Source organism: Streptomyces muensis (assembly GCF_021474425.1).
Lineage (GTDB): Bacteria > Actinomycetota > Actinomycetes > Streptomycetales > Streptomycetaceae > Streptomyces > Streptomyces muensis.
The window spans coordinates 1-20,630 of record NZ_JAKEIP010000056.1; the positions used below are offsets into that span (position 1 = coordinate 1).

At 70.8% G+C, this 20,630-nt stretch carries 20 protein-coding genes and 1 pseudogene; 8 read left to right on the forward strand and 13 right to left on the reverse strand.

Features of this window, described 5'->3' with window-relative positions; translation table 11 throughout:
* Positions 1-154 precede the first annotated feature (154 nt).
* Positions 155-1,288: an acyltransferase family protein gene (locus L0P92_RS16250; RefSeq protein WP_234763422.1), complete on the forward strand. Its 1,134-nt coding sequence runs from the start codon at positions 155-157 to the stop codon at positions 1,286-1,288.
* A gap of 102 nt (positions 1,289-1,390) precedes the next feature.
* Here L0P92_RS16250 and L0P92_RS16255 read toward each other — a convergent pair whose 3' ends face one another.
* The 3 genes from L0P92_RS16255 to L0P92_RS16265 form a co-directional block, all read right to left on the reverse strand.
* Positions 1,391-2,731, reverse strand: a complete 1,341-nt coding sequence (locus L0P92_RS16255) for a polysialyltransferase family glycosyltransferase (protein WP_234763423.1) — start codon at positions 2,729-2,731, stop codon at positions 1,391-1,393.
* Positions 2,728-3,711: a glycosyltransferase family 2 protein gene (locus L0P92_RS16260; RefSeq protein WP_234763424.1), complete on the reverse strand. Its 984-nt coding sequence runs from the start codon at positions 3,709-3,711 to the stop codon at positions 2,728-2,730. Before L0P92_RS16260 ends, L0P92_RS16255 begins: the two co-directional genes overlap by 4 nt.
* A gap of 104 nt (positions 3,712-3,815) precedes the next feature.
* Positions 3,816-4,466 (reverse strand): TetR/AcrR family transcriptional regulator, encoded by a 651-nt coding sequence (locus tag L0P92_RS16265; RefSeq protein WP_234763425.1) that lies wholly within the window; start codon positions 4,464-4,466, stop codon positions 3,816-3,818.
* 41 nt (positions 4,467-4,507) lie between these two features.
* Here L0P92_RS16265 and L0P92_RS16270 point away from each other — a divergent pair.
* Positions 4,508-5,056 (forward strand): annotated as a pseudogene (locus tag L0P92_RS16270) (FAD-dependent monooxygenase); the annotation flags it as partial.
* Positions 5,057-5,155: 99 nt separating this feature from the next.
* On the opposite strand, the gene L0P92_RS16275 reads toward L0P92_RS16270, so the two are convergent.
* Together L0P92_RS16275 and L0P92_RS16280 are read right to left on the reverse strand one after the other, a co-directional pair.
* Positions 5,156-5,731 carry a Uma2 family endonuclease gene (locus L0P92_RS16275; RefSeq protein WP_234763426.1) on the reverse strand — a complete coding sequence of 192 codons (576 nt, stop codon included), beginning with the start codon at positions 5,729-5,731 and terminating at the stop codon, positions 5,156-5,158.
* Between the two features lie 92 nt (positions 5,732-5,823).
* Positions 5,824-7,404, reverse strand: coding sequence for an acyl-CoA mutase large subunit family protein (locus L0P92_RS16280; RefSeq protein ID WP_234763427.1), 1,581 nt, complete (start codon positions 7,402-7,404; stop codon positions 5,824-5,826).
* A 160-nt stretch (positions 7,405-7,564) separates the two neighbouring features.
* On the opposite strand from L0P92_RS16280, the gene L0P92_RS16285 reads away from it, so the two are divergent.
* Positions 7,565-8,443: a L,D-transpeptidase family protein gene (locus L0P92_RS16285; RefSeq protein WP_234763428.1), complete on the forward strand. Its 879-nt coding sequence runs from the start codon at positions 7,565-7,567 to the stop codon at positions 8,441-8,443.
* A gap of 191 nt (positions 8,444-8,634) precedes the next feature.
* Here L0P92_RS16285 and L0P92_RS16290 read toward each other — a convergent pair whose 3' ends face one another.
* Positions 8,635-9,732 (reverse strand): hypothetical protein, encoded by a 1,098-nt coding sequence (locus L0P92_RS16290; protein ID WP_234763429.1) that lies wholly within the window; start codon positions 9,730-9,732, stop codon positions 8,635-8,637.
* On the reverse strand, positions 9,732-10,394 hold the full coding sequence (locus L0P92_RS16295) for an RNA polymerase sigma factor (protein WP_234763430.1): 663 nt from the start codon (positions 10,392-10,394) through the stop codon (positions 9,732-9,734). Before L0P92_RS16295 ends, L0P92_RS16290 begins: the two co-directional genes overlap by 1 nt.
* A 434-nt stretch (positions 10,395-10,828) precedes the next feature.
* On the opposite strand from L0P92_RS16295, the gene L0P92_RS16300 reads away from it, so the two are divergent.
* Both L0P92_RS16300 and L0P92_RS16305 read left to right on the forward strand, forming a co-directional pair.
* Positions 10,829-11,887, forward strand: a complete 1,059-nt coding sequence (locus L0P92_RS16300; RefSeq protein WP_234763431.1) for an isocitrate/isopropylmalate dehydrogenase family protein — start codon at positions 10,829-10,831, stop codon at positions 11,885-11,887.
* A gap of 23 nt (positions 11,888-11,910) precedes the next feature.
* A complete protein-coding gene (locus L0P92_RS16305; RefSeq protein WP_234763432.1) occupies positions 11,911-12,804 on the forward strand; it encodes a GntR family transcriptional regulator in 894 nt (297 codons plus the stop codon).
* Between the two features lie 22 nt (positions 12,805-12,826).
* On the opposite strand, the gene L0P92_RS16310 is transcribed toward L0P92_RS16305, so the two are convergent.
* Positions 12,827-13,684: a hypothetical protein gene (locus L0P92_RS16310; RefSeq protein ID WP_234763433.1), complete on the reverse strand. Its 858-nt coding sequence runs from the start codon at positions 13,682-13,684 to the stop codon at positions 12,827-12,829.
* 169 nt (positions 13,685-13,853) lie between these two features.
* Positions 13,854-14,471 (reverse strand): RNA polymerase sigma factor, encoded by a 618-nt coding sequence (locus L0P92_RS16315; RefSeq protein WP_234763434.1) that lies wholly within the window; start codon positions 14,469-14,471, stop codon positions 13,854-13,856.
* 266 nt (positions 14,472-14,737) lie between these two features.
* Here L0P92_RS16315 and L0P92_RS16320 point away from each other — a divergent pair, with 266 nt between their 5' ends.
* A complete protein-coding gene (locus L0P92_RS16320) occupies positions 14,738-15,628 on the forward strand; it encodes a septum formation family protein (RefSeq protein ID WP_234763435.1) in 891 nt (296 codons plus the stop codon).
* 93 nt (positions 15,629-15,721) lie between these two features.
* Here L0P92_RS16320 and L0P92_RS16325 read toward each other — a convergent pair whose 3' ends face one another.
* Complete coding sequence (locus L0P92_RS16325) at positions 15,722-16,108, reverse strand: hypothetical protein (RefSeq protein WP_234763436.1); 387 nt, start codon at positions 16,106-16,108, stop codon at positions 15,722-15,724.
* Positions 16,109-16,280: 172 nt separating this feature from the next.
* Here L0P92_RS16325 and L0P92_RS16330 point away from each other — a divergent pair, with 172 nt between their 5' ends.
* A complete protein-coding gene (locus L0P92_RS16330; RefSeq protein ID WP_308289727.1) occupies positions 16,281-16,769 on the forward strand; it encodes a DUF1877 family protein in 489 nt (162 codons plus the stop codon).
* Between the two features lie 28 nt (positions 16,770-16,797).
* Here L0P92_RS16330 and L0P92_RS16335 read toward each other — a convergent pair whose 3' ends face one another.
* The 3 genes from L0P92_RS16335 to L0P92_RS16345 form a co-directional block, all read right to left on the reverse strand.
* Positions 16,798-17,409, reverse strand: coding sequence for a hypothetical protein (locus L0P92_RS16335; protein WP_234763438.1), 612 nt, complete (start codon positions 17,407-17,409; stop codon positions 16,798-16,800).
* Between the two features lie 117 nt (positions 17,410-17,526).
* Positions 17,527-18,030 carry a hypothetical protein gene (locus tag L0P92_RS16340; protein ID WP_234763439.1) on the reverse strand — a complete coding sequence of 168 codons (504 nt, stop codon included), beginning with the start codon at positions 18,028-18,030 and terminating at the stop codon, positions 17,527-17,529.
* Positions 18,031-18,118: 88 nt separating this feature from the next.
* Positions 18,119-19,732 (reverse strand): beta-N-acetylhexosaminidase, encoded by a 1,614-nt coding sequence (locus tag L0P92_RS16345; protein ID WP_234763454.1) that lies wholly within the window; start codon positions 19,730-19,732, stop codon positions 18,119-18,121.
* Positions 19,733-19,946: 214 nt separating this feature from the next.
* On the opposite strand from L0P92_RS16345, the gene L0P92_RS16350 reads away from it, so the two are divergent.
* Positions 19,947-20,516, forward strand: a complete 570-nt coding sequence (locus tag L0P92_RS16350) for a 2-oxo-4-hydroxy-4-carboxy-5-ureidoimidazoline decarboxylase (protein ID WP_234763440.1) — start codon at positions 19,947-19,949, stop codon at positions 20,514-20,516.
* Positions 20,517-20,630: the final 114 nt, after the last annotated feature.

Genomic DNA, 20,630 nt, shown 5'->3' on the forward strand with positions numbered 1-20,630 from the left:
TGGTGGGGGTGGCTGGTAGGGCTGGCCGGCAGGGGTGGATGTTCATCGGAGTGACATCTTCGGGCTCCCCGTGCGTCAGCTGTCACTCACCTTTCACTCTTCGGGGGTACATAGGTTCGGTCGTCCCACGACTCCCACGAGAAGGGCCCCCACGATGAGCGCGGCTGACCAGGCCACGGCACCGCACATACGGCTGCCCCTGCCCGACCGGCCGCCCGTCCGGCCCCGGGCCGCGAGCCGGCTGCGGGCCCTGGACGGTCTGCGGCTGATGGCCGCGCTGATGGTGTGCATGTACCACTTCACCGGCAAGAACGGCGAGGTCGCCACCTCCTGGGACCAGTCCCCCGGCGTCATGTTCCCGACGCTGTCGCAGCTGTCCACGTACGGCAGCCTGGGAGTGCAGTTCTTCTTCGTCATCAGTGGCTTCGTGATCTGCATGAGCAGCTGGGGCCGCAGCCTCGGGGACTTCTTCCGCTCCCGGATCTCCCGTCTCTACCCGGCGTACTGGGTGGCCATCGTCATGGTCACCGGCGCCGCGGTGCTGCTGCCGGTCGTCGTCCACCCGGTCCGGCCCGACGAGCTCCTCGTCAACCTCACGATGATGCAGCAGCCGCTGGGTGTGCCCCGGGTGCTGGGTGTGTGCTGGACGCTGTGGGTGGAGCTGAAGTTCTACGTGCTCTTCGCGCTGTTCGTGATCTGGAAGGGCGTCACCTACAAACGGGTCGTCACCTTCTGCATCCTGTGGACGCTGGCCGGCGCGTTCGCCCGGGTCGCCGACAACCCGCTGACCGACGAGCTGGTGATGCGTGACCACGCCCCGTTCTTCATCGGCGGTCTCGCGCTGTACCTGATCCACCGCTTCGGCAGCGACCTGCTGCTGTGGGGGATCGTCGGCATGTCCTTCCTGCTGGGCCAGCGCTACTCGGTCATGGCGCTGTGGCACCCGGGCGAGCAGGGTGACTTCCACCGCAATCCGCTGGTCATCCAGGCCATCGTCTTCTGCGCGTTCGCCGCCGTCGCGGTGGTGGCGCTGGGATGGACGAGCTGGGCGAACTGGCGGTGGCTGACGGTGGCGGGGGCGCTGACGTACCCCTTCTATCTGATCCACGAGCACCTGGGGTGGTTCTTCATCCGGGTGCTGCATCGGGGGCTGGGGCTGGGTTCTTACCCGACGCTGGCGCTGTCCGTGCTGGGTCTGTTGGGGCTGGCGTATCTGATGCACCGGTTCGTGGAGAAGCCGTTCGGGCCGAAGCTTAAGAGGGCTTTGCCGGCGGTGCCGCTCCGCTAGGCGGGCCGTTGTTCGTCTGCGGGTTCGGTGGGGGCTGGTCGCGCAGTTCCCCGCGCCCCTGGGGTGGGGGTGGGGCTGCGCCCACCCCCACCCCCTCCACCTTTAGCGCGCCGTCTGCCTCAGTCGGCGTACTGCCTTGCGTACCGCCGGGTGCTTGCGCAGGGCCTCTGCGCGTACCGGGCTGCCGCCCGGCAGGCGGAGGCTGGTGAGGCGGCGGCGCTTGAAGTAGCCCTGGTGCTGGGAGAGGTTGGCGGTGAGCCAGGCCGTGACCTCGTCGCGCAGGGCGTGGTGCTTGCGGGACTGCATGCAGTAGCCGACGCTGCGGACCAGCGGGGCCAGGTCGTCGGCCATGCCGGCGAGTTCGAGCGGGGAGCCGATCTCGGCGTGCTCCGCGTCGGGCAGGGCCGCGTCGATGATGGTCAGCGGGATGCGGTTGCTGTTCTCGTACGGGGTGATGCGTTCGAGGAGCAGGTCCGTGCCGACGCGGGCGACGGGGATGCCGTAGAAGGCGGCGGCGGTCATCAGCGCGGTGGAGAAGCAGCCGATGACGAGCTTGGGCTTGAGGAAGGCGAAGACGGTCTCGGCGAGGACGGGTTCGTTGAGGACCGTAAGCCGCACGTCGAGTTCCTTGGCCACCGCCTCCAGGGACTCGTTGAAGACGGCCGGTGCGCTCGGGTGGGGCTTGAACAGCACGTCCCGGTGACCGGCGCGGGCCGCGGCGCGGAGGAAGCGGATGTGCAGCTGCTCCTCCTCGTCCTGAGTGATCAGGTCGATGGCCGAGAGGTACTGGCCGAGGAGGACGGCGGTGGGCGGGTTGTCCGCCGGGAGGCGCTCGGTGAGGATGCCGGCGCCGGACTCGCCGATCTGGGCGAGGACGTCGACGATCGCGTCGTTGGGGACGGCCTCGGGTGTGACGCCGTACTCGGCGAGGAGCATGGGCGTCAGGCCCGGCACCAGGTCGAGGTGGAGGACGCGGGCGATCCGGCTGCTCATGCCGTGCGGGATGCGGTTGCGGGTGGGGCCGTAGCTCATCAGGCCGTCCGCGTACACATGGATCGGGCTGTCCGCGAAGATGTCGGCGACCGCGCGGGAGGGGTTGGCCTGGATGGACTCGCAGGCGATCTCGACCGGCTCGTCGCCCAGGTTCCAGGCGAGGCGTACGGCCTTCTCCCACAGCAGGGTGTCCTGGCCGCGCGGGGACCAGCCGGCCGGGTGGTGCGGGGAGATGAAGTCGTTCCAGGAGCGCACCTCGTCGAACTCGGGGCGCAGCTTCTCGAAGCCGGCCATCTTGTCCAGCGGGGTGCCGACCTCGGGGATGGCGGCGGTGTTGCTGACGACGAGGATGCGGCGGACGCCGTCGCGCGGGCCGAACTGGCCGGCGCGTATGGCGGCGGTGACGGTCGCGGCCGCGTACTGCGTGGCCGAGAAGAAGATCTGGATCATGCCGCCACTCCCTTCATGCCGCCCCGTATCCGGCGCAGCATGTACACGCGCTCCTCGCCCATCCCGACGAGGGCTTCCTCCAGCTCGTCCTCCGACATCCTGCCCAGCGCCTCGGCGGCCATCTCCTTCAGCCGGGCGGCGATGCTGCGTTCGAACCGGCCGCGGCCGAGCAGCTGGTGGGCGATGACGACGCAGTAGTTGCGCAGCGCCTTCTTGCGCAGCTTGTCCACCTCGGGGTCGTCGGCGAGTTCGGCGAGGACGAGGTCGAAGGAGCGGAAGAAGTCCAGCTGGCGGACGTCGCCGATCTGGGTCAGCGAACTGGCCACGCCCCGGCGGTAGAAGACCCCGCGCAGACTGGCGACGGCGTAGGAGTCGGCCCTGCGGTGCAGGTCCCAGATCCAGGGGCGGTCCTCGGCGGTCTTCAGTCCGTCGTGGAAGCGCAGCATGCCCTTGTCGAGGAGACGGCGGTGGTAGACGCCGGCCCAGGCGTAGGGGTAGTCGACCATGGTGGTGTCGTCGACGGGGAGGATGGAGGTACGCGGGTCGAGCGGGGTGTGGCGGCGGCCCTCGGGGGCGCGGTGCACGGTGCGTTCGATGCCCGTGACCTGGACGTGGTCGGTGCGTACGAAGTCGACGTCGAACCGTTCGATGGCGTCGACCAGATCCGCGAGATAGCCCGGCGCCAGCCAGTCGTCGCCGTCGAGGAAGGTGAGGTAGCGGCCCTCCGAGGCGTCGATGCCGGTGTTGCGCGCGGTGGCCAGTCCGCCGTTGCGCTCGTGCCGTATCACCCGGCTGTTCCCGAGTCTCTTCGTCAGCGTCAGCAGCGCTTCGTACGTCTTGTCCTTGGTGGACCTGTCCTCGACGAAGATGAACTCGAAGTCGTCCCGTGCGTTGTTGACCAGGCTGGTCACGGTCTCGGGTACATACGACTCGATGTTGTAGCAGGGGACGATCACGGACAGGGTCGGGGGGTTGGTCACGCGTACACCTGGGCTCTCTCCGGGGCGGATCCCTGCGACCGTAGGAGATGTTCGACGCCGGACACCGACTCCCCGCCAACCACCAGGTGAACGAAAAGTAACGGTCACCTGACCCGGTACCGCGCCTCGATCCCGGCGATCACCACCGCGAGCCCTTCCTCGAAGTGCCGGTCGTAGTCGGCGAAGATCTCCGCGCCCGCCTGGGCCGACAGCGGGAAGTCGGCCATCATGCGGGCGCGCTGCTCCAGGTCGTAGCCCTCCCGGCGCTCCCCCGCGACCGGTTCGACGCCCTGTTCCTCGGTGACGAAACCGAGGGTGTAGAGGTACGTCGTCGAGGTCGCGCGGACCGCCTCGGCGAGGGTGAAGCCGGCGGCCGTGAACAGGCGGAGGGTGGCCTCCATCTGCTCGGCGTGCTCGATGCCGGTGAAGCGTGAGCCGCTGAAGACCCTGGCGCCGTCGCGGTAGCCGAGGAGGGCGGCGCGCAGTCCGCGATTGGCCCTGAGCAGGCGGTCCTGCCAGGTGTCCGCCGGGTCGAGGGGCGTCCCGGCGATCATCCGGCGGTACATCTCGGTCGCCATCTCGTCGAGCAGCGCCTGTTTGCCCTTGAAGTGCCAGTACAGGGCCGGTGCTTTGACGTCCAGTTCCTTGGCGATGGCCCGCAGGGTCAGACCGTCCAGGCCGACCTCGTTCAGCAGCCTGAGGGCGGTGTCCGCGACGCGGGCGCGGTCGAGGGGGGCTCGGCGTTCGGTGGTCACGCTTGACAGTTTAACGGCGTTAAGGGCACGCTCGGAGACGGCAGCGCGGGGTGGACGCGCTGGTCGTGGAGCGGGCCGGCGGGCTGTTCCCGGGCTCGCGCGGCAAGGGCATCCAGCCGCGCACCATGGAGGTCTTCGACGACCTGGGCGTGCTGGACGCGATCCGTGCGGCGGGCGGCGGCTATCCGGTCGGGATGATCTGGCAGGACGGTGAGCGGGCGGGCGAGCACCGGATGTTCGACCCGGCCGAGGTGAGCGAGGACTCGCCGTACACCGAGCCGTGGATGGTGCCGCAGTGGCGGACGCAGGAGATCCTCTTCGCGCGACTGGAGGAGCTGGGCGGGACCGTCGCCTTCGGGCGGGAGGCCGTCGGGATCACGCAGGACGCGGACGGGGTGACGGTCCGCTTCACGGACGGGGAACGCGTCCGCGCGCGGTACGTCGTCGCCGCCGACGGGGGCCGTTCGGCGGTGCGGCGGGCCCTCGGCATCGGGATGACCGGGGTGACCGTCGACCCGAACCCGATCCTGGTCGCGGACGTCCGGATCACGGGCCTGGACCGGGACAACTGGCACATCTTCCCGCCGCGCGGGGAGATTGTACGGCCGGACGGCTATGTGGGGTGGGCCGGGGACCACCCCCCACACGGATCGCGGACTATCTCGGGCGCTTCGGACTCCGCCAGCGGGTCAGCCGTCGAGGAGGGTGTCCACGGAGAGTTCGACGCGCAGGCCGACGGATTCCGGCACGGGCACGCTCTGGCCGCGCTTGAAGTACTGGGGGTCGGGATACTTGGCGTCGGCGGGGTCGGCGTACAGGAGCACCTCGCCGTGCTTCCGGTCCGCGATGAGGTAGGCGGGAATGCCTGCCTGGGCGTAGCACTCGACCTTGGGACCGAGATCGTCGGACCAGTTGGACGACGTCACCTCGACGACCATCCGAAAAGCGTGCGGGGCGTAGTAGTTCCTCGTGACATGAGCGTCGTCGATGTCGTCGTCCACGATCGAGAGATCGGGGATCGCGAAGTCCTCAGGCAACGTGGGCAACCAGAGGCAGATGCCCTGGATCCACTCGACACCGCTTCCCTCGATGCCTGCGCGCTCAAGCGCCCTGCACAGCTTCGTCAGCGACCGCCCGTGCGAGCTGTCCGGCGGCGGTGTCACAGTGAGCCTCCCCTGGAGAATCTCCACGCGGTGGCCAGGCAGTGCGCGGGCGAGCTGGTCCGCAGCCTCTCCCAGGGTCAGCTCCTGCTGCAGTACGGCCATGGCGTCCTCCTTCTCGGGGCCCACTCTCCACGAGCGTAACCGGCAACGTGCCGCTTCGGCTCGTGATCACCCACACGGAGTAATCGCCCAGCTCAGAACGCGTCCGAGGGCACATAAGTCCCCCAGACCTCCCGAAGGGCGTTGCACACCTCCCCCACCGTCGCCCGGGCCCGCAACGCCTCCTTCATCGGGTACAGGACGTTGCCCTCCCCCTCGGCCGCCTTCCTCAGCGCCGCCAGTGCCGCCTCCACGGCCCCCTGATCCCGCTCCGCCCGCAGCTTCGCCAGCCGTTCGGCCTGCTGGGCCTCGATGGCCGGGTCCACGCGGAGCGGTTCGTACGGCTCCTCCTCGTGCAGTTGGAAGCGGTTGACGCCGACGACGACCCGTTCGCCGGAGTCCGTCTCCTGGGCGATCCGGTAGGCGCTGCGCTCGATCTCGTTCTTCTGGAAGCCGTGCTCGATCGCGGCCACCGCGCCGCCGAGGTCCTCGACCTTCCGCATCAGCTCGACGGCCGCCGCCTCGACGTCGTCGGTCATCCTCTCGACGACGTAGGACCCGGCGAAGGGGTCCACGGTCGCGGTCACGTCCGTCTCGTAGGCGAGGACCTGCTGGGTACGCAGCGCGAGGCGGGCGCTCTTGTCCGTCGGCAGCGCGATGGCCTCGTCGAAGGAGTTGGTGTGCAGGGACTGGGTGCCGCCGAGGACCGCGGCGAGGCCCTGGACCGCGACCCGGACGAGGTTGACCTCGGGCTGCTGGGCCGTCAGCTGCACGCCGGCCGTCTGGGTGTGGAAGCGGAGCATCAGGGACTTGGGGTTCTTCGCGCCGAACTCCTCCCGCATCACCCGCGCCCAGATCCTGCGCGCCGCGCGGAACTTGGCGACCTCCTCCAGGATCGTCGTACGGGCCACGAAGAAGAAGGACAGACGGGGCGCGAAGTCGTCGACGTCCATGCCGGCGGCGACCGCCGTGCGGACGTACTCGATGCCGTCGGCGAGGGTGAAGGCGATCTCCTGCGCGGGGGACGCGCCCGCCTCGGCCATGTGGTAGCCGGAGATCGAGATGGTGTTCCACCTCGGGATCTCGGCCCGGCAGTACTGGAAGATGTCGGCGGTCAGCCGCAGGGACGGCTTCGGCGGGAAGATGTACGTGCCGCGCGCGATGTACTCCTTCAGCACGTCGTTCTGGATCGTGCCGGTGAGCCGGTCGGCGCCGACTCCCTGTTCCTCCGCCACCAGTTGGTACAGCAGGAGCAGCAGTGCGGCCGGGGCGTTGATCGTCATCGACGTCGACACCTGGTCCAGCGGGATCCCGCCGAACAGCACCCGCATGTCGTCGATCGAGTCGATGGCCACGCCCACCTTGCCGACCTCGCCGTGCGCGATCGGCGCGTCGGAGTCGTGGCCCATCTGGGTGGGCAGGTCGAAGGCGACGGACAGGCCCGTCGTGCCGTGGGCGATCAGATCGCGGTAGCGGGCGTTGGACTCCGTGGCCGTGCCGAAGCCGGCGTACTGGCGCATCGTCCAGGGGCGGCCGGTGTACATGGAGCGGTAGACGCCGCGGGTGAAGGGGTAGGCGCCCGGCTCGCCCAGCTTCTCGGCCGGGTCCCAGCCGTCCAGCGCGTCCGGCCCGTAGACCGGCTCGATGGGCAGTCCGGACTCCGACTCACGCGCCATGGTGTTCCTCCGTGTCCCGGTTCGCCGCTGTCTCCCCTCCGTCTCCCACCATGCCCCGTAGTTCGCAACCGGTCACGCGCGGGGAACATCTCAGGTGACATCAGGGCCGCCGGGGGGTGGCCGCGATGAGACGCCGGGGGTCGGGATGCGTACCAGGGGCATGGGGAGATCTACCGCCGTACTCGCCGTGGGAGCCGTGGGTGCCGCGCTCGCGGTCCTGTGCGGCTGCACGGTGCAGGCGTCCGGGGACGACCGGCATTCGCCGGTGCGCATAGAGCTGCCGAGCGGCACGCCGTCCGCGAAGTCGGCGCCGCCGGACGACGGTGCCGGGGACAACGACGACGGCCATGACGACGGGAACGACGACAAGCCGGGCGCGACGCCCACCACCGCGCCCGTGACTCCCGCCGCCGTGCTGTGGTCGCGGGGCGACGAGGGCCGTGACGTACGTGAGCTGCAGGCCCGGCTGCGGCAGATCGCCTGGCTCTTCGACGGGCCGACCGGGACCTACGACGATCTGACCGAGCAGGCCGTCAGGGGCTTCCAGGGCAAGCGCGGGCTGCCGAGGACCGGGAAGACCGACGAGGTCACCTGGCAGCGGCTGGTGAAGATGACCCGCGAACCCGGCAAGTGGGACCTGTACCTGATGGGCGGCCAGCCGGCCGACGCGCCGGACGCGCGGTGTCTGACCGGCCGGGTGCTGTGTATCAGCAAGTCGAGCCGGACCCTGCGCTGGATGATCGACGGTCGGACCGTCCTGACGGTGCCGGTGCGGTTCGGGTCGCAGTACACACCGACCCGGGAGGGTGTGTTCAGCGTCTACTGGAAGTCCCGGCACCATGTGTCGACGCTCTATGACTCACCCATGCCGTACGCCATGTTCTTCAGCGGTGGCCAGGCGGTGCACTACTCGTCCGACTTCGCGGCCACCGGCTACGCCGGTGCCTCGCACGGCTGCGTCAACGTACGGGACGAACGGGCGATCTCGGAGATGTTCGCCCAGGTGCGGACCGGCGACAAGGTCGTCGTCCATTGGTGAGGTGAGTGTGGGGCGCGGGCGGGACCGGGGGAACGTGTCCCGCCCGCGCCGATGCACGAGCCGCAGGTACGGGGGGAACCCCGGCTCTGTGCGACGGCCGATGACCAGTCGGCTCACTCAGATCAGCGCCGTGGCCGTCGAAAGTGTCACTCCTGCCGCGAAGAAATTTCCAGGAATCACGAAACCGCAGGTCAGCGGCGCGTGAGTGGAGTGCGGGGAGTGAGCGGGGGGAGGATCCGGTCCGGCAGGAAGCCGGTCACGGCCGAGGCGGCGACGACGGCGCCGTCCACGCGGTGGTCATTGCCGTGGCCGCTGCCGTGACGGTCGCCGTGGTCACCGTGGTCGCCGCCGTACCGGCCGCCGTCGTTGTAACGCCGGCCGGCCCCGTCGCCCTCGTCGTCGTCCTTCTCCCGGTCCTCGCCCTTGTCCCGGTTCTTGTCCTTGCCCTTGTCCTTGTCCCTGCCGTCGCCCGGATTGCTCCAGGTGCCGTCGCCGGACGCCTTGAGGACCTTCTTGCAGTACGTCCGCACGCCTTCGGAGCCGCCCGCCGCGCCCTCCAGGGAGCGGCGGTGGTCGCTCGACAGCTGCTTGCCGTCGCGCAGGTCGCGGCAGTACGAGGTGACGGCGTGCCACCAGGCGCCGGAGTGCCCGGCCCGCTCGTCACCGGCGGTGCCGCGGTCCGTGTCCGGGCCGCCCGGTGCCGTGTCGTGGGTGGTGCCCGGGTCGGCGGAGGCCTCCGCGTCGTCGTCCGGGGTGGGTCCGCCCTGCATCCGGCTCTCCGGGGAGGGCGAGACGAGCGGGCGGTCCGACGGTGCCGGCGCCGAGACCGAGGCGGCCGGGCGGCCCCCCTCGTCCCCGCCGAACGGCGTCGGCAGGAATCCGGTTCCGACCGCGACGGCGACCCCGCCGACCATGCCGACGGCCAGCGCGGCGGCGAGACCGAGCCGTACCGGACGGGCCCAGCGGGGGCGGCGGGCGGCGCGGGCGGGGCCGCCGATCCGGACGAGCCCCGCGTCGGCGACGTGGTCGGGGTGGGATCCGGTGCCGGGGCCGACGCTCACGGTGGTGTCGCCCCGGTCGGCGCGGGCCGCCCGGAACGCCGCCAGCGCCGCGGCCTCTCCGGAGATTTCCGCGCTGCTCAGCGGGGGTTCGACGGTCAGTGCCTCAAGGGTCTTGGCGAGGCGTTCGGCCTGGTCGCGGTCGGCCGCGTCGACAGCTTCGAGTGACTCTCCGCGCAGCAATCGCTCCGCCGTTTCGCGGTCCAGCCACCTGTACTGCTCGTCGGCCATCACACATCCCTCTGCGTCCGCGAACGCATATGCGTCACACTCGCGGACGTCACCGCACGGCCCCGCGGTTCTCGTTGGGGAGGCAGGGCGTCGAGCACACCGGCCGATTCCGGATCGTCGCCGAGCAGCTCGGCGAGCCGCTTCAGGCCCCGGTGCGCGGCGGTCCGTACGGCACCCGGGCGCTTGCCCAGCGTCTCCGCCGCCGTCTTGGCGTCGAGCCCCACCACGACGCGCAGGACGACGGCCTCGGCCTGGTCCTGCGGCAGCCGCGCGATGAGAGAGAGGGTGCCATCGGTGGCCAGGGCCTCCATGGCCTCGCCCGCCGTGTCGGACTCGGCGGCCTTCCCGGTCAGCTCCGTCTCGTCGCCGCCGATGGCGGGGCGGCGGCCGCGCATGCGTATGTGGTCCAGCGCGCGGTTGCGGGCTATGCGGGCGGCCCAGCCGCGGAAGCGGTCCGCGTCCCCGCTGAAGCGTCCCAGGTCACGGGCTATCTGGAGCCACGCCTCCGACGCGACGTCCTCGGCGTCCGGGTCGCCGACCAGCGTCCGTACGTACCCGAGCAGCCGCGGGTGCACGGAGCGGTACACAGTCCGGAACGCACTCTCGTCCCCGTCCTGTGCGGCAAGCACCGCGGCGGTCAACTCCGCGTCGTCCCCCAGCACTGGTACCTCAATTGGTGGTTGCGGTTCCGAGACCGCAGGTCGTTGCGGTGGTCATACACCCTCCGCGTCCGGCGCGAAAGGCACGTTACGGCCTGAAAGCGCTGCTCGTCCATGTCCGTACAACATGCAACTACCCGGGATTCCGCGAATGTGTCCGCCCGGGTGTGACAGAAAACGCAGTCATGACGCTGTAGAAAGTACGGGCCGCCGCGCGGCCCGTGCCGCGCGACGGCCGGGGCCTCTCCTGTGGGGGGTGGCGGCCCCGGCCGTCTCCGCGACGGCGACCCTTCCCCTGCCGGGCAGTCCCGGCCCCCGTGCCGCTGGATCTCGCGCGGCCTCGCACGGCCACATTCTTGGTACAACGTGCTTCCAAAATACCAACCTGTCCGCCTAACGTGTCGGTGACCGGCCGTCCACCCCACGAAAGGCGATCGGTGAACATCCTCGTGCTGCCCGGCGACGGCATCGGCCCCGAGATCACGGCGGCCACCCTCGACGTACTGAACGCCGTCGACCGACGGCTCGGGCTCGGCCTGGCCTACGAGACCCGGGACATCGGGCTCGCCTCCCTGGCCGCGTCGGGGTCCACGCTGCCGGACGCCGTGCTGGAGCGTGTCCCGCGGGCGGACGGTGTGCTGCTGGGCCCCGTCTCGCACTACGACTACCCGCCGCGGGCCGAGGGCGGTATCAACCCGTCGGCCGAACTGCGCACCGTCTTCCAGCTCTACGCCAACGTCCGCCCGAGCCGCTCCCGCCCCGGTCTGAGCGTCCTGCGCCACCCGATGGACCTGGTCATCGTCCGGGAGAACACCGAGGGCTTCTACTCGGACCGCAACATGTTCGCGGGCAGCGGCGAGTTCATGCCGGACGAGGACACCGCGCTCTCGCTCCGCAAGGTCACCGCCCACGCCAGCCGGCGCGTGGCCCGGGCGGCCTTCGAACTGGCCCGTACCCGCCGCGGGAAGGTCACCGCCGTCCACAAGGCCAACGTGGTCAAGCTGTCGGACGGGCTGTTCCTGCGCGAGGTGCGCAAGGTGGCAGCGGAGTTCCCCGACGTCGAGCTCGAAGAGCTCATCGTGGACGCCACCGCGGCGCTGCTGATCCGCAGCCCGCAGCGGTTCGACGTCATCGTCACCACCAACATGTTCGGCGACATCCTCTCCGACGAGGCATGCGAACTCTCCGGCAGCCTGGGCCTCGGCGGCTCCGTCAACGCCTCCGACATCCTGTGCGTGGCCCAGGCCCAGCACGGCTCGGCCCCGGACATCGCGGGCCAGGGCATCGCCAACCCCACCTCGCTGATCCTCTCCGCCGCGATGCTCCTCGACTGGCGCGGCCGACGCGACGACGACGAACGGCTCATACGGGCCGCCGAGCTGATCTCCGACGCGGTGGACACCGTCCTGGACGACCCCGCCACCCGCACCCGCGACCTCGGCGGCACACTCGGCACCGCCGCCTTCACCGCGGAGATCTGCCGCGCCCTCGTCTGACCACCGACCGGGAACCGAACACGATGACCGCGCCCACCCCTCTGGCCCGCCGGACCGCGGCGCACATCGTCGAGCACATCGCCGCGCGCGGACTCGCCGTCGGCACGCGCCTGGTCGAGCGCGCACTCGCCGAGCAGCTGAAGGTCTCCCGCTCGCCCGTCCGCCAGGCCCTGCGGCTGCTGGCGGACCAGGGCGTCGTGGTCCCGGCCGAGCGCGGCGGCTACACCGTCGCCCTCACCGGCGACGACCTCGCGGAAGCCCGTCCGGCCCCGGCCGCCGCCGAGGACGGCGTCGAGGAGGCCTACCTGCGTATCGCCGCCGACCGACTGGACGGCGAACTGCCCGACCGGGTCACCGAGAAGGCCCTCGCCCGCCGCTACGAACTGATGCCGGGACAGCTCGCGCACATCCTGCGCCGTATCGCCGTCGAGGGCTGGATCGAACGGCTGCCCGGATACGGCTGGGAGTTCCAGCCCACCCTCACCTCGATGGAGGCCTACGAGGACAGCTACCGCTTCCGGCTGACCATCGAACCCGCCGCCCTCCTCGAACCCGGCTTCGTCCTGGACCGCGAGGCCCTCGAAACGGTCCGTGCGCAGCAACAGCGCCTGGTGGACGGCGAGATCCTGGACATCGGCGACGCCCGGCTCTACGACCTCAACAGCCACTTCCACGAGGTCGTCATGGCCTGCAGCCGCAACTCCTTCTTCATCGACGCCCTGCACCGCGTCGACCGTCTGCGCCGGCTCATCGAATACCGGCGCTCACTCCCACGCGACCGTGCCCTCGTCCGCTGCGCCGAACACGTGAGACTCGCCGACCTGCTCCTGGCGGGCCGACGCACCGAGGCCGCCGCCCACCTGCGCGAGCACCTCTCCTCCGTGGGCAAGGAGAAGGTGACGGGGCCGGACGCCTGAGGTGAGGCCTGAGGAGCTCAGCTCAGCCCGCGTCGGCCTGCTTCTCGGCCTGATCGGGCTTCTCGGCACCCTCGCCGGACGTGTTCCTCCCGCTCGAACCCTGGCCGTTGTCGCCGCTGGCGCCACCGCCCACGTCGGCCGTCCTCGTCGGCGCGGGCTTCGTCGGCTCGGGCCTCGTGGCCTCGGGCTTCGCCGGCTCGGTCTTTGCCGGCTCGGGCTTCGTCGGCTCGGTCCTCGCCGCCCGCGCCAGCTGCTCGGCGCAGTACGCGGCCACCTTGTCCTCGCCGCCCGCCGCCGTGACGAGCCGTTGCCAGGCCGTGGAGTCCAGGGCCTGGCCGTTGCCCTCGACCTGGTCGTAGGCACGGCACTTGGCCTCGGTGTCCTGGGCGGCGGTGGGGTGGCCGGGCCGTCCGCCGCGGGGGTCGGACTGCGCGGCGGACGGCCCGGCGGACGGCCGGTCGGGGGCACCGGCCGTCGGGGTGGAGCCGACCTTGTCGTCGGCGGGGTGGTCCGAGGAGTCGGACGAGCCGATCGCGGCGACCGCGACGCCGCCGAGGGCGAGGCTCGCCACGAAGAGGGAGAGCGTGGTCTTCACGGACAGCGCCACTCGCCGGGGCGCGCGGGGCCGCCAGTCGTCCCGGCGCCGGGTGCGCGCCCGGTGGTGCACCCCCGCGGCCCGGGCGGCCCGGTAGGCGGCCACGGCACGCTGCTCGCCGTCGAGGTCCGCGCGGTGCCCGCGCAGTACGGCGGCGGAGAGCAGCGCCTCCAGCGCGGCGGCGTCGAGCGTCATGTGCGGGCCGGCCGCCCGGCCGGGGACGAGGCCGTCAGGGTGCGCACGCCGACGGCCGGGGGTCCCACCGCCGCTCTGCTGTTCACCCATGTCCGTTTCCTGTTCCTGTCCGACCTGGCCCGACTCACAAGCCTCGTAACTCACAAGCCTCGTAGAGGCTGTACGTCCCTCACGCCCCGCACGACTCACCGAGCACACACCGCTTCGCCTCACCGAGGCGCCGCTGTGCCGTTCCGGTCGCCGCCGTCACGTTCACTGTTCATTTCGATTCCCCCAGCGTCCTGGGGCCGTCATCCGTCACACCTGAGACGCCGAGCTGCTGGGCCAGACGCTTCAGACCCCGGTACGCGGCCGTCCGCACCGCGCCCGGGCGCTTGCCGAGGACGCGTGCGGCGGCGGGGCCGTCGAGACCGACGACGACCCGCAGCAGCACCGCCTCGGCCTGGTCCCGCGGCAGTCCGCCGACCAGCGCCAGGGCACGTTCCGTGGAGATCGACTCCAGTGCCTGGTCGTGTGTGCTGTACGGGCCGGGCAGCTCCAGTACGTCGCTCTCCAGCGCCGATGCCCGGGGCCGTACCTTCTGCCGGCGCAGATGGTCCAGCGCCCGGTGCCTTGCGATGGTCGCGGTCCAGCCCCGGAACCCGGCGCCGTCGCCCTTGAACCGGCCGAGGTCGCGGGCGATCTCCAGCCAGGCGTCGGACGCCACGTCCTCCGCGTCGTCCCCGACGAGTCCGCGCAGGTATCCGAGCAGTCCCGGCTGCACCAGTCGGTACGCGACCGCGAAGGCGGCCTCGTCACCCTCCTGGGCCCGCGCGACGGCCGCGCTCAACTCCCCGTCGTGCACGTGCACGCGGCGGGGTTCCCCTCCCTGGCCCAAGAACTGTCCTCGTCCGTACCGGTTCGCGGCGCATCCGCACCTCGTGATGCGGCCGCCCTTTCGCACGCCCCTCCACGGTCAACAGCGCCCGGCCTCGCAGAAGTGTCACAGGGCGGCCACGCGATGCGGAGGGATACAACCCTTGCGGCTCATCGGGTGTCACACAGACGCCGCGACGAGGCAAGGGCCTTGGCACAGCGACACCTCAGGGATGGCATACGATGCGCCCGACCCTCATAAAGATCACATAAGAGGATGTACACGTCATGTCGATGCCTCGACCTTCCCGTCCCCTTCGCGGCATAACCGCCGCCGTCGCCCTGCTCGCGCTCGGCGCGGCCGGGTGCTCGGACGTCTCGGACGCCGTGGACAGCGCCAAGGACGGCGCGAAGAAGGTGGCCCGCCAGCGGTCGGTGTTCTCGCTGGCCGTCGGGGACTGCTACAACCCCAACACCAAGGGCGAGGGCGAGGAGATCCTCGTCGAGATCGTGCCCTGCACCGAGGCGCACACGGGTCAGGTCGTCGCCGACTTCAAGATCGAGGAAGGCAGCTCGTACCCCGGCGACGACGCGATCACGGCCATCGCCGACAAGCGCTGCCCGGCCGAGGCGGGGAAGTTCGCCCCGGACACCTGGGCGCTGCCCAAGGGTGTCTCGATCTTCTACTACACGCCGACCAAGGAGAGTTGGGCCACCGGCGACCGCGCCGTGACCTGCACCTACAACAAGGAGTCGGGCAACTTCACCGGCTCGCTGAAGGCCGACGCGGACACGCTGAAGCCCGCGCAGAGCACGTACCTGAAGGGTTCGAACGCCGTCTACGACGCGCTGTGGGCGAACCAGTCCGAGAAGGACACCGTCGAGGAGGACCTGGCCGGCTACAAGGCGCAGGCCAAGGCCGTGGCGGCCGCCCTGGACGAGCACCTCGAGGGCCTGAAGGGCATCGAGGGCGCGGAGGTCGGCAAGCTTCGTGAGCAGCTGACGAAGACGGCCAAGGAGTGGAAGTCGGCCGCGAACGCCGCCGACGCCGACGCGTTCTACATCGCCTACGACCCGGCCTTCACCGGCATCGACCCGAACAAGACGATCGCCGCCCGCAAGGAACTGGGCCTGGCCACCACCGTCCCGGCCGACGACGCCGAGGTCTGGGCGAGCTGACGCCACGGCGGAACAGCTGACCCGGCCGGGACCCCGCCCATTCACGGGGTCCCGGCCGGGTCATGTCCGCGCGGTCACCTCGCCGGTCCGCGACTACCGGCCGCCCGTCGCGTCCCGGCACAGCAGCCGCAGCGACCCGTCGCCCGCGAAGCACCGTCGCGCCTCGTCGATCGGATCCCACAGCCGTCCGTCGGGGGTGCGGATCCAGTGGTCGCCGCCTGACGCCCACCACTCGGCACCGGTCTGACGGACGATCACCTCACCGGCGTACGCGCCGAGACCGCGCAGGGTGTTCTCCACGGCGGCGTACGGCGTCCGCTCACGGCGCAGTTCCTCGATCATCCGGTCGACCCGCCACAGGCTCTGCGCCGAGTAGTCGAGCCGCAGCCGCGCGCCCTCGCGCATCGTCGCCACCGCGTCCGCCGCCCACCGCACCGGCTTGCTCGCGGCCGAGGGCCTGGTCTCCGCTTGAGTCGTCACATCCTGGAGAGCGTGGCCGAACAGCGTTTCGTCACGCGGATCCGGCGGCTGCCCGGGACCGGTGCAGGACCGCCCCACGTCCACCCCACGACACTCACAGGACTCCCTCAGACACCGGGTTTACGCGGGAGTGACGCTTCGCCGCTCCCGTGCGCTCCAGTCACTGATGAGCATGTACTTCCATCTCCGAGCGGTGCCGCCCTCGGCACTGCGCAACAGCGCCACCTGGTTCCAGCGCCTGTTCGAGGACGACTGGGACACCGTGCGGGAGCGGATCGGCCGGCATCGCGAGGAGGTGCTCGACCGGCAGTACGGCGACGTCGAGCTCCTCTACTGCGGCATCCCCCCGAACCACGCACCGGACGGCCCCCGCACCCACGTGGTCCTCGGCGGCCGCCCGGTCTTCCACTCCGAGACACCCCTTCCGCCGTTCCTGCTGCTCACCGCGGCCCAGGTGACCGGCGTCGCCGAGTACCTCAGAACGGCCGACTTCGACGACCTGTGGCGCCGCGCCCGCACCAAGCTGCTGCGGCCGTACGCCGCGACGGACGCGGAACCCGAGGTGCGCGGACTCTTCGCGGCGACCCACCGTGACCTGACCGCCTTCTACGCGCAGACGGCGGACTACGGCGACGCGGTGGTGAAGTGGCTGATCACCTGACGGCCCGTAGCTCAGGGCACCGCCCGGGTCAGCCCTTCCCCCGAGCCCGCCGCGACACCACGGCCCGCAGCACCCGACGCCCCTCCGTCGACACCTCCAGCGCCCGGCGCAGTCCGCCCGCGCCGTGCCCGGCGAGGATCTCCAGGACGCTGACCTGACGCCGCAGTTCGGCGGCGACGAGCGGCGACATCCCCGCCTTACGGCCCTCCACGGGCACCCCTTCCGCGCGCGCCGAGCTGAGCTCCTCGGGCAGTGCGCCGGCCGAGGACGCGTCGCCCTCCGCGGGGTCGAGGAGCCGGTGTATCTGGAGGGAGGCCACGGAGCAGGCGTCGGCCCAGATCCGCGCCTCGGCGGCGGACCGTACGGCCGGGGCGGCGGCCAGCATCCGCCGGGCGAGCAGGGCGGCCTCGTCCTCGACGTCCTCGTCGTCCACGATCTCGGCGACGCCGAGCTTCCCGCGCACCTGCTCCAGCAGCTCGCCCCACGCGGTCGGCTCCCCGCCCGCCGCGAGGTTCGCCCACAGCGGCCGCAGGACCTCGTCGTCACCGCCCAGCAGCGGCACACACCGATCCAAACAAGCCAACCCGCTGGCGGCCAGTCCGCGTTCGTCGGCCTGAGCGATCAGTTCCACCAGGCTCATCCACGCCTCCCTAAGCGGGTCAGTCATGAGGGTCGGGGTCCCCGCACAGGCCCCTGGAAGGCCCCTTCCTTAACGGAGCCCACACCTCCCCTTACTGCGTGCAACGGCCCCCGAGTGTCACAGGGGCACGACACCGAGCCGGTCGAGCAGCCGAAAGAAGAGGTTTTCGGCCAAAGGATCCGCTTCAGAGGTGAGTACGTCGATCACGGACTCGGCGTTCACCTCGTGGCCCGCCTCGGCGGCCCAGGCGACGGCCCGTTCGGCGGCGTCACCGGGTTCGAGGAAGTAGTCCTCCAGCGTGAGCTCCTCGTCGCCGGCGCCGAGGTACCCGGCCATCGCGGCCCGCGCCAGACAGGTCGTCCACGCCCCGCTCTCCGGCGCCGCCGCCTCGACGACCACGGAGGCGCTGTCCATGACGTATCCGAAGAGCGCGGGCGCCCCGGTCTCGCCGGCCAGGGCGTTCATGCTCCCGACGTCACCGTCCCCGCTCGGGTACTCCCACACCTGCCAGCCGCCAGGTGCCCGGGCGCGCAGGGTCATCCCCGCCACGCCTGCCAGCGCGTCCAGCTCCGCCAACGGCCGCTCCCCACGGCCCACCACGAAGTACCCCCAGTAGCCCATTCCGATTCCCCCTGGCTGTTCGGTACGGCTCGCGCCGAATACACCACATTCGCACGGGGGTTCGCAGCCGTATCGGCCAATCCACAGCTCAGTCCAGCCGGTCCGCGAGCGCCCTGAACTCCGCCCAGGACAGCTCCGGCTCACCGGCGTCCCACAGCTTCTGCACCGTCGCCCGCAGCGGCATCCGGATCCCGGCCGCGACCTGCTCCTGCGTCTGCGAGTTCGCCAGATCGCACCACACGGCGAACGACCCGCCGAGGATCTGGTCGTCGTAGTCGGCCGGCACGGCCACCGTCCCGCGCAGGACCCGTGGCGTCCACTGCTCGTAGATGCGCTCACCCGTCGGATAGACGAAGGTCTGCGGCTCGCCGAGCACGTAGTAGAGGAACTCGTCGTTGTAGTTGATGACCTTCCGCCCCTCCCTCAGGTACTCCAGCGGCACCCGCGCGCCGATCTCCTTGCCCGTCCAGTACGCCACCTGGATGTCCTTGTCCGGCTGGACGGAGATGCCCCGGAAGAACCCGTCGTTCCAGGCCCGCGGCGTGCGGTCGTGGGCGCGGACGGTGGCGGCGCGGTCGTTGAGCCACTTGGTGGCGAGGTCGGCGACGGTGCCGCCGGAGCCGTAGGCCTCCCGGGCGGCCGCGGCGAGCTGCGGATAGGACGCCTCGGGGTTGGAGACGACCAGCGCCTGGTACTCGTCGGCGCCCAGGTGCCACTGGTTTCCCGGGAAGAGCCCGGCGAACTCGTTCAGCAGGTCGTCGACGATCTGGGCGGACTCCGGCTTGGAGATGTCCACGGCGCCTCGCGTCGCGACCCCGTTCACATTGCGCAGTTGCAGATCCGGGTGCGCGGCGATGACGGCACCCAGATGCCCCGGCGAGTCGATCTCGGGCACGACGGTGATGTGCCGGCTCTCGGCCAGCTCGACGATCTTCCTGACCTGTGCCTTGGTGAGGTGCTGCCGGGAGACGATCTCGGGATGCGAGGTGGACTCGATCCGGAACCCCTGGTCGTCGGAGAAGTGCAGCCCCAGCTGGTTGAACTTCAGGTCCCCCAGCTCCCGCACCCGGTCCTCGATCCAGTCCGCGGTGAAGTGCTTGCGCGCGATGTCGAGCATGAACCCGCGCACCGGCTTGGCCGGCTCGTCGCGCACCACGCCCTCCGGCGCCGTACCCCCGTCCCGGACCTCCTGCTTCAGCGTCCGCGTCCCGTAGAAGACCCCGGCCTCACCGGGCCCGGATATGGTCACCCGTCCGCCGCGCACGGTCATCGCGTACGACTCCGGATCCGCGCCCTTGTCGTCGTTCAGCGCCAGCCGCACGTCCCCGGCCCGCACGTCGTCCTTCTCGCCCGCGTACGTCAGCCCCAGCTCACCGGCGATGAGCCGCCCCTCGTCGGCGAGATCCTTGTCGTTCACGACGACCCGCTCCCCCTTCGCGGGACGCCAGCCCGGCCCGCGTTCGGCGGTGTGGGAGGTGACCGCGGGAATGGTGCGCGGGGCCGTCGAGAGCGGATACGTCCGAGTGGGTGACGGTGTCGGGGTGGGCGCCCCTCTCGGTGCGGAGGGTGAGGCACCCTCGGATATGCCCGGGGCCGACCGCCGCTGCTCCGATCCTGCCGGCGCTCCGTCGTCGCCGGTGGCCAGGAGCCCGAGGCTCACCCCGGCCGCGACCGTCACGACGACCACGGCGACGATCAGCACCCACGTCTGCTTCAGCGCCCTCTTGGCCGGTGCCCGGCGCCTGTGCTTGTGCTGGCTCACATCGCCAACCTAGGCCCTGTGCGCTCGGCCCGCCGTCCAGGGAACGTTCTGAAACTCTCCCGTTCGACTGAAATTCGGGCATCCGTCGGACACGTCACGTCCACACTCGGTAACGTGGCGCCACTCCTGCCCCAGAATCCCCTGTCGAAACCACGTGACGCCCACACACCTTCCTGGCCGAGTCGCCATACCGTCCTTGCCCACCGTCCTGGACGCCTTCAACAGCGCGCCCGCCCACGACGCCCGCGCGCTCCTCATGGACTGCCTGCACAGCCCCCGCTGGGTCGAACGCCTGGCGAGCCACCGCCCGTACCCGGACGTCGACTCCCTACTGGCCGCGTCCGACGAGGCGGCCTACGACCTGACACCGGCCGATCTTGCGGAGGCGCTGGCGGCAGAAACGTTGCCGGTTTTGCCGGAGGGGATCTACGGAGCGGCCCATACGGCACTCAATGCGGCGAATGCCGCATACGAGGCCAAGTTCGGGCACGCATTCGTCATCTGCCTGGACGACTTGGCGCCGGCGGAGGCCCTGGACTACGTGCTTCACGCCATCCGGTCTCGATTGGCGAACGATCCGGACGACGAACGAGTCCTGACGGCAGAGGAACTCCGGCGCCTGGCAAAGGGACGGCTGGTTCGTGCCCTGAGGGGCGCGGGGAACTGCGCGACCAGCCCAAACGGCGCCGCACCCGGCAACAAACAGGCCGGCCCACCCCATTAGCCGCGAATCACCCATCCGCGTGCCACTTTGATCACATACCCAGACCCCCGCTAAGCCGCGCAGCGCAACGTGGATACGATGCTGAGGGCCGGTGGACCGTACCCGGCCGGGCCC